Origin of the sequence: Desulfospira joergensenii DSM 10085 (genome assembly GCF_000420085.1) — a bacterium.
GTDB classification, from domain to species: domain Bacteria; phylum Desulfobacterota; class Desulfobacteria; order Desulfobacterales; family Desulfobacteraceae; genus Desulfospira; species Desulfospira joergensenii.
Window position 1 is genome coordinate 1,674,366 of record NZ_ATUG01000002.1, and the last position, 13,360, is coordinate 1,687,725.

The window sequence follows — 13,360 nt, forward strand, 5'->3', positions numbered from 1 at the left end:
TGGCCTCCCTCGGCTTATTTAAAGGCCATGGAGGCCTTCACAGCCTTTTGCCATCCCGCGTAAAGCGCTTCGGCATCCCGGGCATCCATTTCCGGGCTGAAGACCCGGTCACTGGCCCAGCTGGAGGCGGCCTCGTTCTTGTCCTTCCAGAAGCCCGTGGCAATGCCGGCCAGGAAAGCGGCTCCCAGGGCGGTGGTCTCTATGGTTTCGGGCCGTTCCACCTGGGTGGGAATGATATCGCTCTGGAACTGGAGCAGGAAGTTGTTTGACACGGCGCCCCCGTCCACCCGGAGTTTGGTGATGCCGATTTTTGAATCGGCTTCCATGGCACGGATCAGGTCCTTGCTCTGAAAGGCCAGGGATTCCAGGGTGGCCCGGACAAAATGCTCCTTGGTGGTCCCCCGGGTCAGTCCGAACACACATCCTCTGACATCGGAGTCCCAATAGGGGGTTCCCAGGCCTACAAAGGCGGGAACCACGTATACCCCGTCCGTATCCTTGACCCTGACGGCGTACTGCTCTGAATCCCGGGCGTCCCTGAACATCCTCAGGCCGTCCCTGAGCCATTGGATGGCAGATCCCGCCACAAAAACAGATCCTTCCAGGGCATATTCCACACCACCATCCATGCCCCAGGCAATGGTGGTGAGCAGGCCGTTGTCCGACCTCACCGCCTTTTTACCCGTATTCATGAGCAGAAAACAACCCGTTCCGTAAGTATTCTTGGCCATGCCCTTTTCATAGCAGGCCTGTCCGAACAGGGCGGCCTGCTGGTCCCCGGCAATTCCGGCCACGGGGATCTCAAGGCCGGCAAAGGCCTTGGGAGAGGTCTGGGCGTAGACCTGGGAGGAAGGCCTGACATCCGGCAGCATGGCCCGGGGGACATTAAGATGGGAAAGCAGGGTTTCATCCCATTTCAGGTCATGGATATTGTACATCAGGGTCCGGGAGGCATTGGTATAATCCGTAACGTGGACCCTTCCCTGGGTCAGTTTCCACAGGAGCCAGGAATCCACGGTACCGAAGAGCAGATCTCCTTTCTCCGCCTTTTTCCTGGCCCCGTCCACATGGTCGAGGATCCACTTGACCTTGGTGCCGGAAAAATAGGCGTCTATGAGCAGGCCGGTGCGGTTTCTGAATTCGTCGTTGAGTCCCTTTTCCCTCAGATCCCGGCAGATATCAGCGGTCTGGCGGGACTGCCATACAATGGCGTTGTACACGGGAAGGCCCGTGGTCTTATCCCATACCACGGCGGTTTCCCGCTGGTTGGTGATGCCCACGGCCTCAATGTCCTTCTCTGTGATTTCTTTATGGGCCAGGGCTTCGGCCACCACGGACTGTACAGAAGACCAGATCTCCATGGGATCATGTTCCACCCATCCGGGCTTTGGGAAATGCTGGGTAAACTCTTTCTGGGTGACCAGGACGATTTTGCCCTGTTTGTCAAAGATAATTACCCTTGAGCTTGTGGTTCCCTGGTCAATGGCCATGACATATTTTTTCGGCATATTCCCCCCTTGTGATAACTTTGATATATGGTTCAGTCCTTTCCAAGTGCCCGGGCAATTTCAGATACGGCCTTGTGGGCGCCGGCAATGGATATGCCGGCCCCTGATTTTTCCCGTTTCCAGTCCTGGTGGGCCAGGATGCTGCCGGCCGCGTAAAGTCTTGGATGAAAAAGCCTGGCCCCGCTTTGCAGGGGTCTGAACCCTTCGTCCGTTTCAATGCCGGTCCGGTTCACCCCGTGTCCCCGGGAATCGAAAAAATCCCTGTGAAACCACTGGGACCTGTCCCCGGCCTGGGTTACGGGCAGGTCAAAGAGGTTCTCCTTTATTCTGCCCTTTTCCACCCCAAGTCCCCTTCCCATGAACCGGCCCGTGGCCATGAGCAGGAAAGAGGCCCGGATCTCAACCTGGTCTTGTCCCTGGGATACCTTAAACACAAAGTTTTTGTCTTTGTCCATATCAATTTTTTTTACGGCCGTGGAAAAATGGGGGACGCTAAGGTCGGTAAGCTTGCCCAGGAAGGCCTCCTTGAGTCGCATCCCCGTTACCGAGGGGGCGAGAGTGGGAATTTCAAACACCTTTGCGCCGATGATTTTTTCGATCTTGTGCCTGAGTTCGTCAAACCGGTAAATTCCCAGGATGGCCGGGAGCCCCACGGCATCCATTCCTTTGGTATGGGGAAGGATCCTCCGGGCAAATTCGGAAAGGATGCCGGGATTTTCAAGATCCCAGGTCAATCGTTCACACATGAGGTCCCCGGCATCTTCCCTGCCCGGGAATTCAACGGTGGCGCTTTTGATCCCCGGAACCTGTCCCTGAAGCCCCAGGGCCATCTGCCTGGCGCCGAATCCCTTGAGCCCCCGGATGTCTGCGATGAGAATCTTCTGCCTTTCCTTAACGGCCCGGGATCCGGCCAGCATGGACAGGGGAACCGCATAGGTGGGTTTCAGGGTGCCGGCCGGGGTGATGATATACTGGTTGTTTTCAGGATCCATGTGATATTGAATCCCGATGGTTTTCATGAATGAGGTGAACTCTTCAAACCCCTGCCGGATGTGGTCTTTGCCTGCCAGGCCATAGGGATGGCCCGGATATTCAGCCACCAGGTCGGGGATCCCGTCAAAGGGTCTGGTGTAATGCCTGGGGGTCTTGCCGGGAAGGATGGAGAAAAGGTCGAGGCAGCCGCTGGAAAAACTCAGCTCCGAGGTCTGGCCGGCTTGTATAAAGGAGATTTCCCGGTTCAGGGCAAAGGCGGCCGCACTGATGCCGGCCATGCCTGAGCCGATGATGGCCAAATCGATTTTTCGGATTTCAGGTCGGTCCATCTTCTTTTTCCAGTCCCAAAATCGGTTGGGCTCCATTTTCAGGGCCCGGATTAGAAGTTTCGATTCCGAACAGGCCGCATAAAAAGGATTCCTGGAGTTCCACCCGCATCAGTTCTTTGTCCCTTACCAGGGGCTGGAAACCCTTCCATCGTTCATTGACGAACTCCCTGACCTGGCCCAGGCCCTGACCGCTTTGAAGTTCTCCTTTCCGGTAAAGATAGGCTGCCAGCCTGAAGGAGCAGAAGGTCCCCTGGCAGGGTCCCTTGCCGATCCGGCTCCTGTTGCCCACCTCTTCCAGGGTGGCCGGGGCGCCTTCTTCCTTGAGGGACCGGACAATATCATCCACCATCCGTTCGGATACCATTTCGCATTCACAGATCAGGGTGTCTCCCAGCTTTGGGCTGGCCGCCCAGACTTTGGGCGCTTTTTTGGGTTCGGTCCACTGCCCCTTTGCGCTTTCCGGCAGTTTGCGGGTGGCGGTGAGGCAGGGCTGATTATTTTTCAGGCGGCCGGCCGCCAGGTCGGATGTTTTTTCGGCCATGAGCCTGTAGGTGGTCAGTTTCCCTCCGGTAATGGTGATGAAATTTTCAAGTCCGTCGGAAAGATGATCCCTGAGGGCGTAGTTGCGGCTGATGCTCCGTCCGCTTCCGTTTCCGGTTTTGACCAGGGGCCTGACTCCGGCATAGGCCCGGATGTAGCGGGTGGACGCAAGTTCGGGGATCATGATTGCCCCTTCCCGGATAATGGCATCCACCTCTTCCATGGTGGGCCGGATGTCATCCAGGGAATCAATCTCCAGTGAGGTGGTGCCGATGATGGAGACCGTGCCCCCGGGAACAAGAATGTCTGCGTCTGAAGCCGGTCTCAGCCGGTTGATGACCTGCTGGTTGATCCGGCTCTGGGTGATGAGCAGGGAGCCTTTGGAGTAGAGCATGGGCAGGGCTGCGCCGGCCATGGCAGCCACCTGGTCTGCCCAGGCACCCGTGGCGTTGATATATTGGAGAGCCGATATGGTAAACTCTTTGCCGGTCCGGATGTTCATGACCCTGGCCGCCTGAATCTTTCCTTTCTCCCTGGTAAACCCCATCAGCTGGGTGTTTCTCAGAATTTGGGTTCCATGGGCCTGGGCATCGGCGGCATTATCCAGGGAAAGTTTGAACGGATCCACCACGGCATCTTCGACTCTGAAAACCGCTTTCAGATTCGATGCCAGGCAGGGTTCTTCCTCCCTGGCCTGGGCAATGTCAACGACTTGGCAGGGAATGCCCAGTTTCGTGCACAGCCCTGAAAAATCGGCAATATAATTGTCGTCGTCCCGGTCAACCGCCACAAAAAGGCCGCCGGTGTCTTCCATGCACTGGGAGGCCAGTTTTTTTAGAATCGCACCTTCGCTCCGGCACTCCATTGCCGCCTCGGCGTCTTTGAACACGTATCTGGCCCCGGAGTGGAGAAGGCCGTGATTGGCCCCGGAGGCTCCTGAGTTGATGTCCTCCTGTTCGATGAGAACACAGTCAATGCCTCTCAGGGAAAGGTCCCTGGCGATCCCGGTGCCGGTCGATCCCCCCCCTATGATCAATACTTGAGTTTCCACGGAAAATCCTGTTAAAGTCCTGGGCTTTACTATTGGCACTTAAATTATCACAAAAGAACATATAAATAAAACCAGGCAGGTTCCCATTAGGGGAAACAGTTTCGTTTTTTTCGCTTTTTTTTCGCTTTTTTTTCGTTTTCCGTTCGATTCTTTGTTTTTGACGGGACGAAATCTATTTCCAGACCAGGCTGAGTACGTATTCTTTTTCGATGACCCTGGACCAGGTCCGGACGTCCTTGGTCTTTCCCCGGTGAAAAACCCGGCCGTTGATGATCTCCACCTGGTGGAGGCTTTCGTTAAACCCCATCTTGATGTATTTTAAAAAAGCTTCCTTCAGGGTCCAATGAGTGAAGACGGTCCGGGCCCGGATTTCCATGGCTTTTATTTCCCTTTGGGTAAAGGCGGTTTTGAGAAAACCCGTGTCCGGGCAGGGACCGATTTTTTCCAGGTCAATGCCCAGGGTCAGGCCGGGATTCTCTGACAGGGTCACGGCTGTGAAGTCTCCGCTGTGGGACAGGGAAACCGGAACAAGGGGAAGGTGGGTGATAAAGGGAGCCCCTTTTTCCTCATAGCCGATGTTGAGGTTTTCCATGTCCAGGTCGGGCTCAAGGACATTTTGGACAAGTGTCTTGAGGGCAACCCTGCCGCTGACCCACTCCACCTGTTTTTTCAGCGCCCTGAACCGGTTTAGAAGGGCAAGCTCCTCTTTTGATAAAAAGGCCCGGGCAAAATCTTCTTTTTTGAATCTTTGGCTGGGCTTTCCCTGGTAGTCCGGGGAAACAGCCCCCGGCAGAACCTGCCCCAGGATATCTGAAATCTTCATCACAAGGATGTGAATAACGGGATCCGGGGTAAATCGATATTCAGGGAGTATTTCTGGGCAGCTCATGGAAAATTAATACATGAAAATGGAGCGAATGGCAATTGGAGAGAAAGTCCGGATGGCTTTCGTTTCTGTAAACATGGGCAACGAAGCGGACCGGTTCCCGGTGTCTGATCCAAGAAAAAAAAAAGGACCCATAAATTGACTTTTGGGGTTTTAAAATATATGGTGTGCCGATAATCGTACTGCCCGTTTTATGAATGTAATTTCGTTGGGGCCAAGAGGCCCCTATCAATTCTTTATTCGTTGTACAGCGTTTCCTGTTATCGGCGCCGCACCCCCTGGAGATGAGGTTTGGACAAGAACAAAAATATATTGATTGTCGATGATGAACCCCGGTTTGCCGAGTCGTTGAAATCCCTGTTCCGGAAAAGGGGATTCAATGCTCAGATATCTACGAACGGGCTTGATGCCCTGGAAGCATTTAAAACATTTCCCGCCAAGGTCGTTGTCACGGATATTGAAATGCCGGGAAAAAACGGGCTGGACCTCATGGCGGAACTGATCCGGAAGGATAAGTTTGTCCAGATCATTTTTCTCACCGGCCATGCCAATGTTGAAAATACGAAAAAGGCCTTTAAGCAGAACCCCAATACCTTTGAATTTTTCAAAAAACCTGTGGATGACCTGGACCTGCTCTTCCATGCGGTTGGGTCTGCAGAATCAAGGTATGATCAATGTAAAGAGAGGATGGAAAAAAGGACCCGGGCTGAAAAGACCATGGCCGTCACCGGTCATATCTTCGACTCCCTGGAGGCCCTTATCTTTGTTTCGGATATCGATACCTGCGAAATCATTTACAGCAATAGGAAGTTCAACCTTGAACTGGGTTATGAGCCCTATGAGAATCTGGACGGCAGGAAATGCTGGCAGCTCATCCATGAAGATCAGAAGAAGCAGTGCGAATTCTGCACCAACAGAAGAATCCTCGATGACCGGGGCCGGCCCTCCGGGCCCTATGAGTGGGAATTCAAAAGCAGCAAGACCTCCCGGCGGTACTCCGTCCTTGACAAGGCCATTCAATGGCATGATCAAAGGATCGTAAAGCTCTCCACCCTTTACGATATTACTGAGAAAAGAAGATATGAAGAACTCTTCAAGGCATATGAGAAAAAACATCAAAGCCTGAAAAGCCTTGAAAGCATCGGGACCCTGGCAGGAGGGATTGCCCACCAGTTCAATAACTCTCTATCCGTGATTGCAGGCAACCTGGAACTCATTGAAATGGAGTTCCCCCATGAAAGAAAGTTAAATCACTATATCCGGACCATGCAGAAGTCTGCAGAAAAAATGGCCGGGCTGACCACATCCCTGCTGGCCTATGCCCGGGGAGGAAGGTATAAGACCCAGACCTTTGTTTTTTCGGAACTGCTCAATGAAATACTTAAAAACATGAAGCCCCTGCTGTCGGACAATGCCCGGACCATAACAGAGATCACCCGGAAAAAATACATGGTCAAGGCAGATAAACTCCAGTTCCAGATGCTCTTGACCGCGGTCCTGGAAAATGCTTTGGAGGCGGGCTCCGAGACCATTACCATCTCCTGTGAAAGGGAGATCCTGGACCCGGCAGAGGCAGAGGCGAACCGGGAAGAGGATTATCTTTGCCTCAAAATCCAGGATGACGGCCTTGGCATGGACAGGGAAACCCTGGCCACCATCTATGAGCCTTTCTTTACCACCAAGTTCCAGGGCAGGGGGCTTGGCATGTCTGCGGTATACGGCATCGTGAAAAGTCATCGCGGGTTTATTTGGGTGGATTCCACTCCGGGCGAGGGAACCTGCGTCAGGATCTATTTGCCGATTTCCGGCATAAAACAAGACCGGAGGGCATCGGACATCTGCATGGAACAGCAGCTCAGCATCCTTCTCGTGGAAGACAAGGATGATGTGAGAAGCAGCACCAAGCTCATGCTGGAAAGAATGGGACATCATATCTTCGAGGCCGGTACCGGCAAAGAGGCCATTAAATTTGCCAAGTCTTACAAGAAGAGCATTCACCTGACCCTGCTGGATTATCTGCTTCCCGATGTCAACGGAGACATTGTCTATCCCCTGGTCATGGAAAACCACCCGGAAACCGAAGTGGTCATCCTCAATGAGTACGCCATGACCGATCCCATCCGCAGAATACTGGAGACCGGATCCGGTTCTTTTATGCAGAAACCCGTGACCATGGACGAGCTGTCTGAAAAAATTGGTGAAATCCAGGGCTGCTGAACCTAAGCGTTTTCCCGGCGGATCAGAAAATGGGGTGTAAACCTTGGATCGAGCTGATCCGGATTCACCCGGCCGTATTCCTCTTCAATTTCCAGGACCAGTTTACTCAAAAGATTCTTAAAGTCCGGATCCGGTTCGGATCCGGCAGCATCTGCAGCCCATAAGATCAAATCGTTGAGAACGAGATCCTTATTTTCTTTTGGGGCCGCATCCTCATCCCCGGGACCTGAAAACATCTCCTTGAAAAAGGGCTTGAACTTTTCCAGGGGAATGGGGTCAAGGCCGGCAGCTTCCGGTTCCCTGTCCAGACCGATCCTGTTTCTGGCCCAGAGGGTGAGCAGCATGCTCTTATAGGTCAGGACCCCCTGCCGAAAGGAGGTCAGATCTGGCTTGATTTTTCCTAGGGTTTTATCCAGGGATATGATCTGGTCCAGGGATGTTTTTGTTTCTTCTATGTCCCCCAGGGTTTTAAAGTTCCGGTAGAGCTTCCCGGTCTGGTAATTGTCAAAATAGAGGGGCCGGTCAAGGAAAAGCCCGCCGATCACCCCGAGAAAATTTTCGGACAAAAAGCTTAAAGGCAGGCTGTTCTCCATTAAAAAACTGTCTTTGTACCAGTTCTGGGCCCGGGTTTTCAATCGGATGCCGGCCCTGGACCCGGTCCTGAAGATGTCTTCCAGAAAATAGGTCTCAATGATTTTTCCGGCAGCCGTTCCGGTGATCTTGGCGGGTTTCTCAGATGAACTGAGAATGACTTCCAGTCCCAGACTCAGAAAGGCAGATGCCTTTTCAACGGTTTCCCGGATGGCGTCTTTTTCCCGGATTCTGATCCGGTCCGCAGATATGATCTTGTTGGTCAGGGCCGCCATTTCCGATTCCAGAGAGAAAAAAAGCTCCTGGGGGATCCGGGCAAGGGCCCGGACAAAGAGGTCGTCCCCCTGGATGTGAAGGGAGAAAAACTGGGGAGGCAGGGGGATATCCGGATGATAACCGTTCTGAATATCTGTTTTCGATCTTTTCCTCAGGGATTTGAAGTCCGTGGGCTGGTAAATGCCAATGGCTTCATGGGCCGGAAGAAAGCCTTTTTCTGCCAGACGCAGGTTCCTGAGCCGGAACTGCTCCTCCTCGGTTTCCGCAGGCAGCAGGCTCAAGACCTCCAAAAGCAGTCCGTGAAATACGGAAAGATCCATGTCTGCCAGTTTTTTCATCATCTTTTCAATGAGTTCAGGGGTTTCGTCTGCCTGGGATTTTTCCGGGTCAGGTTCATCAAGGTCGATACCCTCTTCGTTTTTTTGTTCGGGACTCTTTTGTTCAGGGAATCGGAAATAAAATTTGTCATCCAGGGTGATATAGGCGTCGGAATCTTCCGGCGGCGGCTCGTCATGCTCCCGGATGTGGATGATCATGTTTTTAAGGAGAAAAAATTCAAAGTAGTCGGGTTTCTCCGTGATGATCCATCTCAGGAACCGTTCCGGGTCGGCCTGGAAAAGAAAGTCAAAGGCCTTTGCCATGATATCGGTGTTGAGGCGGTCATCATCCCAGACCTCCACGTCCAGGACATGCTCCCACTGGTCTGATCTGGCCAGGGCCAGTACCGGAATAAAGTCATGGGGTCCGATTTTATGCATGAGATAGTAGAGGTCCTGGTCCGGAAAAGACTGAACCAGGGTGGCCGGACTGGGGGCTTCCAGGATCATGTCCAGGGCGGTTTCCGAATCCTTGGAAAGGATGTCCCGGCGAAGGGCCCTAAGCTTGAGTTCCCTCTGTTGAAGATTGGCGATCTTGTGATTTTGGGTCATGGATCTATCCTGATATTTTTTGTTGGCAGATGTCAATATAGGGGCGCACGGCTTCATCTTCTCCCAGGGGAGTGAAATGGTCCAGGGCCTGTTCAAATTTTCCCAGGTTCATGAAACTGATCCCCAGGCCGATACAAAGGTCCCTGGATCCCGGGTAATGGGTCAGACCCCGGGTCATAACCCGGATCCCATCCTCAAATTTTTTCTGCTTCTGGAAGAGCATGCCCAGTCCCATGAAGGCCCTGAAATCCGGGTGAGAATCCAGGGCTCTTTTAAACAGGTGCTCGGCGGTCCGGGCCGGGGCCTGGATCCGGGGATCTTTGGCATAGTCCCCTGAGAAAAAGGTCATGGCCAGCCTGGACAGAAAATCGGCATGAAACGGGGCAAGGCTTGGATCCTCATCCAGTTCAAGGGTCTGGGCGAAATTTTCAAGTCCCTGGTAAAAGGCCTGTCTCAATTGATTACCATAGGCTTTTACCCGGGCAAAGTCCAGGGTTTCATCCAGCTCAAACCAGGGCAGGTCCTCGATTTTTTCGTTCCAGATCTTGTCAAAGACAAGTCCTTTTTGCCGGGCATGATCATAAAGATGGGTGCCGGGAAAGAGGACCAGCATGTAGAAGACCGCTCCCAGGGGACGCAGCCGGTGTAAAAGATCAATGCTCTCCCGGATGGTTTTCCGGGTTTCTCCCGGGGATCCGTAAATAAAATAAGCCCGGGGCATGATGCCTGCGGCAGTGGTCAGGGAAAATGCCCGGACCGCCTTTTCATTGGACAGGGGTTTGCCCAGGATCTTTTTTATCTTGTCTGACCCGGACTCCACCCCGAAACTGATCTGGATGCACCCGGCCTTTCTCATCTGGATCAGAAGTTCCCGGTCGATGAAATCCACCCGGGAAATGGCGTTCCAGGTGATGGAAAGATCGGATATGAGGCGGCAGAACTCCATGACCCGGTCCCGGTCCATGGTAAAGGTGTCGTCGGAGATAAAAAAATGGGACACCCCTTTTTCGGCCAGGGCCCTGACCTCATCGGCAAACCATTGGGCCGAGTGAAACCTGACCCCGGATTTTCCCCAGAACCTGGGAGATCCGCAAAAGGTGCATTTGCCCGGGCATCCCCTGGACATGGCCAGATGGTGGTATCTAAAGTATCTGGAGGGGTGGGGCAGGCTGTCCAGATCATCGATCCCCCGGCCTGGCCCGGTATCTCTGATCCCGCTGCCGTCCCTGAACACCAGGCCCTTGATCCGGCTCAAGCGTTCTTTTGCAGGCAGATCCTTTTCATCCAGGGCCCTCACCAGTTCAAGGCAGGCGGTTTCCCCTTCCCCCCGGACAATGAAATCGAGGTCGGGGCAGGCCCCCATGAAAAATTCTGCCATAAAGGTGGGGGCTGGGCCGCCAAAGAGGATAGAAACCGGGTCCAGGATCTTTTTGGCCCTTTCTGCGCATTCCATGGCCTGGTGGCGGTTGGGATTGGTTACGGAAAATCCGATGATGTCCGGTTTTTCCTTTTCCAGGACCGATTCAAAAAGGGTCAATGCCTCCCCGGCCTCTTTGGTTTTGCACTGGGCCAGGTTGAGGATCCGGGTCTCAAACCCGTTCTCCATCATCAGCGCGGCAAGATAAAACAGGCCGATGGGTACCATGGTGGCATCCTCATCGGTGACCCGCCGGTCCAGGCAGGCCGGATTGACAAATAGAATTTTTTTCATGGAATTTAAAACCGGGGTCCGGCCTTACCAGGCAGAGAGGATCAGGTCCTCCAGGGAGCGCTTGGGAACATGGTGAACCTGGTTCTCATCCCTGAAGTACCGGATATCCCCGTCCTCCCCCAGGTCGTCGATCCGGGCGACTTCCACGGGTTTGCCCAGGGCAATGACCAGTTTGACTTCCAGGTGGTCCTCAATATTTAAAAATTCCTTGAGTTTTTTGATGTTGATGGCAGCGAACATACAGCCGGCAAGTCCCATGTCCCTGGCCCCCAGGAGAATGGTCTGGGCTGCAATGCCGTGGTCGCACCAGAATCTATCGGAGATGTTGTGGTCTCCCAGGATGACGATATAGGCAGCGGGCCGTTCTTTTTCCTCCGGACCTTTCCAGTCCTTAAGATAGGCAGCCCATCCCAGGCAGGAGAAGATCTCCTTGTTCTTGGCCTCATCCGTGGAGATGATATACTTCAGGGGCTGATTATTGGCTCCCGAGGCACAGTACCGGGCCAGACCCACCAGTTCTTTCACGGTCTTCACATCAATCCTATGGGAGTTGTCAAACCTCCGGCAGGACCGGTTGGCCCGGACCAGGTCTTTAAAAGATTTCATTTTTATTTTCCTTTACACGGAACCCGCTCGAACTGGGGCATGTTGATATCGATCCAGTCAAGGATCTTGTCCATTTCCCGGGCCATTTCCTGCAACGCCTTTCCCCGGTGACTGACCTTTCCTTTCTCTTCCAGGGAAAGCTGGGCAAAGGTCTTGTTGAACTCCGGAAAAAAGAACAGGGGATCATACCCGAATCCGTTTTCCCCCTGGGCTTCCCGGGTCAGGATTCCCTCGCACCGGCCTTCATAGGTCAGGGCCGCCCCCGTGGGCACGGCAATGGAGATGACGCATTGGAAATGGGCCTTCCGGTTTTCCTCATTTTTGAGGGCGTCCAAAAGCTTTTCCACGTTCTGGGCATCCGTGGCCTCTTCCCCGGCATACCGGGCCGAGTAGACCCCCGGTGCATTGTCCAGGGCCTCCACACAGAGTCCTGAATCATCGGCCATGACCGGATACCCAAGAATCCTGGCCGTAAAAGAGGCTTTCTTATAAGCGTTCTCGTCAAAGGTTTCCCCATCCTCAATAACCTCGGGGATGGGGCCGAAATCATCCAGGGTTCTGATCTCAACGGGAAAGCCTTTCAGCAGTTCCGTAATCTCCCTTTTCTTTCCCTTGTTTGTGGTGGCCAGCACCAATACCTGTTTCAATTTTTACTCCTTAGATGTTTAATGATTTTCGGATAATATAAGTCGGGGGAGCCTCTTTGTAAAGTGGGGTGGAGCCGGCATGGGTGCAGCCGCATTTTGATTTTAACCTGAAAACCTATATCAGGGAAAATCTTTTACAAAGTTGGAAACATCATCGCCAGTTCGGATATTGAGAAGGCTGGCGGGCTGTGGAGAAAACATCGGATGGAATTCTAAAATAATTCTGAGAAATTTTCATTCTGCGGAGCCTCAGTCTGCCCGGCCGGATTTTCGGCGAAAACAGAAAAGTCATTCTTTAGAGCTTGTATCACGCCAATTTTATTGATAATTCGTAAAAAGGCTGTTCGGAGATGATTGAGTAGTCGACTTATTAAAAAATTTGTTCTAACAATCATTGGATAATAATTTTCGGTCAATGGAACCGGCTAATTATTAAAATGTTTTTTTATAGTGCCATTCCGGCAGTAGGCCTCTGATAGCGAACGTCAGTATTCCATGGATCTCACACATTAACTTTAATCATTAAAGAAGGAGTCAAATGAAAGAAACTACAATAAAAAGATACGGGGAAAGAGTGGGATACACGGAATCGGAAGTTGAAAGATTCCATGAAGGAGGTCACAGAGTCCGCCAGGTAAGTCATCTATCCCGAGTGGCATCAAAGTATTCAATTCAAGCAGAGGTGATAGAGGCGAAGAACTGCAATTCCGGCCACACGGTTGGACAGATACTCACCCTTGATGTCGATGGTAATTTCATCACAAAATTATGCCCCGGTCGGATGTGCGTATATCTGTTATCACAACTTGCGATCCCCGTAGCCCTGATTAATGAAAGGTTCAGCGAGGGCCTTGAGCCCAATGACTTTCACTTTATGAGACAGGTACGCTGCCCTGATGCCGGAGTTAATTGTTTGGGGTATGGCCAGGTCATGCTCAAAATTCAGGTTGTTCCAAGAATTGGAAAATAAAGAAGAGCTGAAAATCTTCTCAAGATGCAGCTCGGCTGCTAGAAAATATCCTGTTCTATTCGAAGCCAACGCCCGTTCCATTGGCCAAGGACTGTCTTATGAGTAA

The 13,360-nt window shown here is 52.6% G+C and carries 10 protein-coding genes; 2 read left to right on the forward strand and 8 right to left on the reverse strand.

Features of this window, described 5'->3' with window-relative positions; genetic code table 11:
• Positions 1-14 precede the first annotated feature (14 nt).
• The 4 genes from glpK to F608_RS0120350 form a co-directional block, all read right to left on the reverse strand.
• Positions 15-1,508, reverse strand: a complete 1,494-nt coding sequence (gene glpK, locus F608_RS0120335; protein ID WP_022667525.1) for a glycerol kinase GlpK — start codon at positions 1,506-1,508, stop codon at positions 15-17.
• 32 nt (positions 1,509-1,540) lie between these two features.
• The gene (gene glpB / locus F608_RS0120340) at positions 1,541-2,830 is read right to left on the reverse strand and encodes a glycerol-3-phosphate dehydrogenase subunit GlpB (RefSeq protein ID WP_022667526.1); all 1,290 of its coding nucleotides are present in this window, start codon (positions 2,828-2,830) and stop codon (positions 1,541-1,543) included.
• The gene (gene glpA, locus F608_RS32760) at positions 2,817-4,421 is read right to left on the reverse strand and encodes an anaerobic glycerol-3-phosphate dehydrogenase subunit GlpA (RefSeq protein ID WP_022667527.1); all 1,605 of its coding nucleotides are present in this window, start codon (positions 4,419-4,421) and stop codon (positions 2,817-2,819) included. The genes glpB and glpA overlap by 14 nt, the downstream gene beginning before the upstream one ends.
• A gap of 172 nt (positions 4,422-4,593) precedes the next feature.
• Positions 4,594-5,310, reverse strand: coding sequence for a 4'-phosphopantetheinyl transferase family protein (locus F608_RS0120350; protein ID WP_084681209.1), 717 nt, complete (start codon positions 5,308-5,310; stop codon positions 4,594-4,596).
• A 288-nt stretch (positions 5,311-5,598) separates the two neighbouring features.
• Between F608_RS0120350 and F608_RS0120360 the strand changes: the two genes are divergently transcribed.
• On the forward strand, positions 5,599-7,524 hold the full coding sequence (locus F608_RS0120360; protein ID WP_022667530.1) for a hybrid sensor histidine kinase/response regulator: 1,926 nt from the start codon (positions 5,599-5,601) through the stop codon (positions 7,522-7,524).
• 2 nt (positions 7,525-7,526) lie between these two features.
• Here the strand turns inward: F608_RS0120360 and F608_RS0120365 are convergent, their stop codons facing one another.
• Genes F608_RS0120365 through F608_RS32765 form a run of 4 tightly spaced genes read right to left on the reverse strand, consistent with a single transcriptional unit; the run spans position 7,527 to position 12,284 of the window.
• Positions 7,527-9,320, reverse strand: a complete 1,794-nt coding sequence (locus tag F608_RS0120365) for a DUF6178 family protein (RefSeq protein WP_022667531.1) — start codon at positions 9,318-9,320, stop codon at positions 7,527-7,529.
• Positions 9,321-9,324: 4 nt separating this feature from the next.
• Positions 9,325-11,031 carry a B12-binding domain-containing radical SAM protein gene (locus tag F608_RS0120370; RefSeq protein WP_022667532.1) on the reverse strand — a complete coding sequence of 569 codons (1,707 nt, stop codon included), beginning with the start codon at positions 11,029-11,031 and terminating at the stop codon, positions 9,325-9,327.
• A 24-nt stretch (positions 11,032-11,055) separates the two neighbouring features.
• The gene (locus F608_RS0120375; protein WP_022667533.1) at positions 11,056-11,637 is read right to left on the reverse strand and encodes a nitroreductase family protein; all 582 of its coding nucleotides are present in this window, start codon (positions 11,635-11,637) and stop codon (positions 11,056-11,058) included.
• A gap of 2 nt (positions 11,638-11,639) precedes the next feature.
• Positions 11,640-12,284, reverse strand: a complete 645-nt coding sequence (locus F608_RS32765; protein ID WP_022667534.1) for an XTP/dITP diphosphatase — start codon at positions 12,282-12,284, stop codon at positions 11,640-11,642.
• A 538-nt stretch (positions 12,285-12,822) separates the two neighbouring features.
• Here F608_RS32765 and F608_RS0120385 point away from each other — a divergent pair.
• Complete coding sequence (locus F608_RS0120385) at positions 12,823-13,254, forward strand: hypothetical protein (protein WP_022667535.1); 432 nt, start codon at positions 12,823-12,825, stop codon at positions 13,252-13,254.
• Positions 13,255-13,360 lie beyond the last annotated feature (106 nt).

Coding starts and splice junctions, on each gene's coding strand:
- glpK (WP_022667525.1), bottom strand. CDS start 1,508: ATGCCGAAAAAATATGTCATGGCCATTGACCAGGGAACCACAAGCTCA.
- glpB (WP_022667526.1), bottom strand. CDS start 2,830: ATGGACCGACCTGAAATCCGAAAAATCGATTTGGCCATCATCGGCTCA.
- F608_RS0120350 (WP_084681209.1), bottom strand. CDS start 5,310: ATGAGCTGCCCAGAAATACTCCCTGAATATCGATTTACCCCGGATCCC.
- F608_RS0120365 (WP_022667531.1), bottom strand. CDS start 9,320: ATGACCCAAAATCACAAGATCGCCAATCTTCAACAGAGGGAACTCAAG.
- F608_RS0120370 (WP_022667532.1), bottom strand. CDS start 11,031: ATGAAAAAAATTCTATTTGTCAATCCGGCCTGCCTGGACCGGCGGGTC.
- F608_RS0120375 (WP_022667533.1), bottom strand. CDS start 11,637: ATGAAATCTTTTAAAGACCTGGTCCGGGCCAACCGGTCCTGCCGGAGG.
- F608_RS0120385 (WP_022667535.1), top strand. CDS start 12,823: ATGAAAGAAACTACAATAAAAAGATACGGGGAAAGAGTGGGATACACG.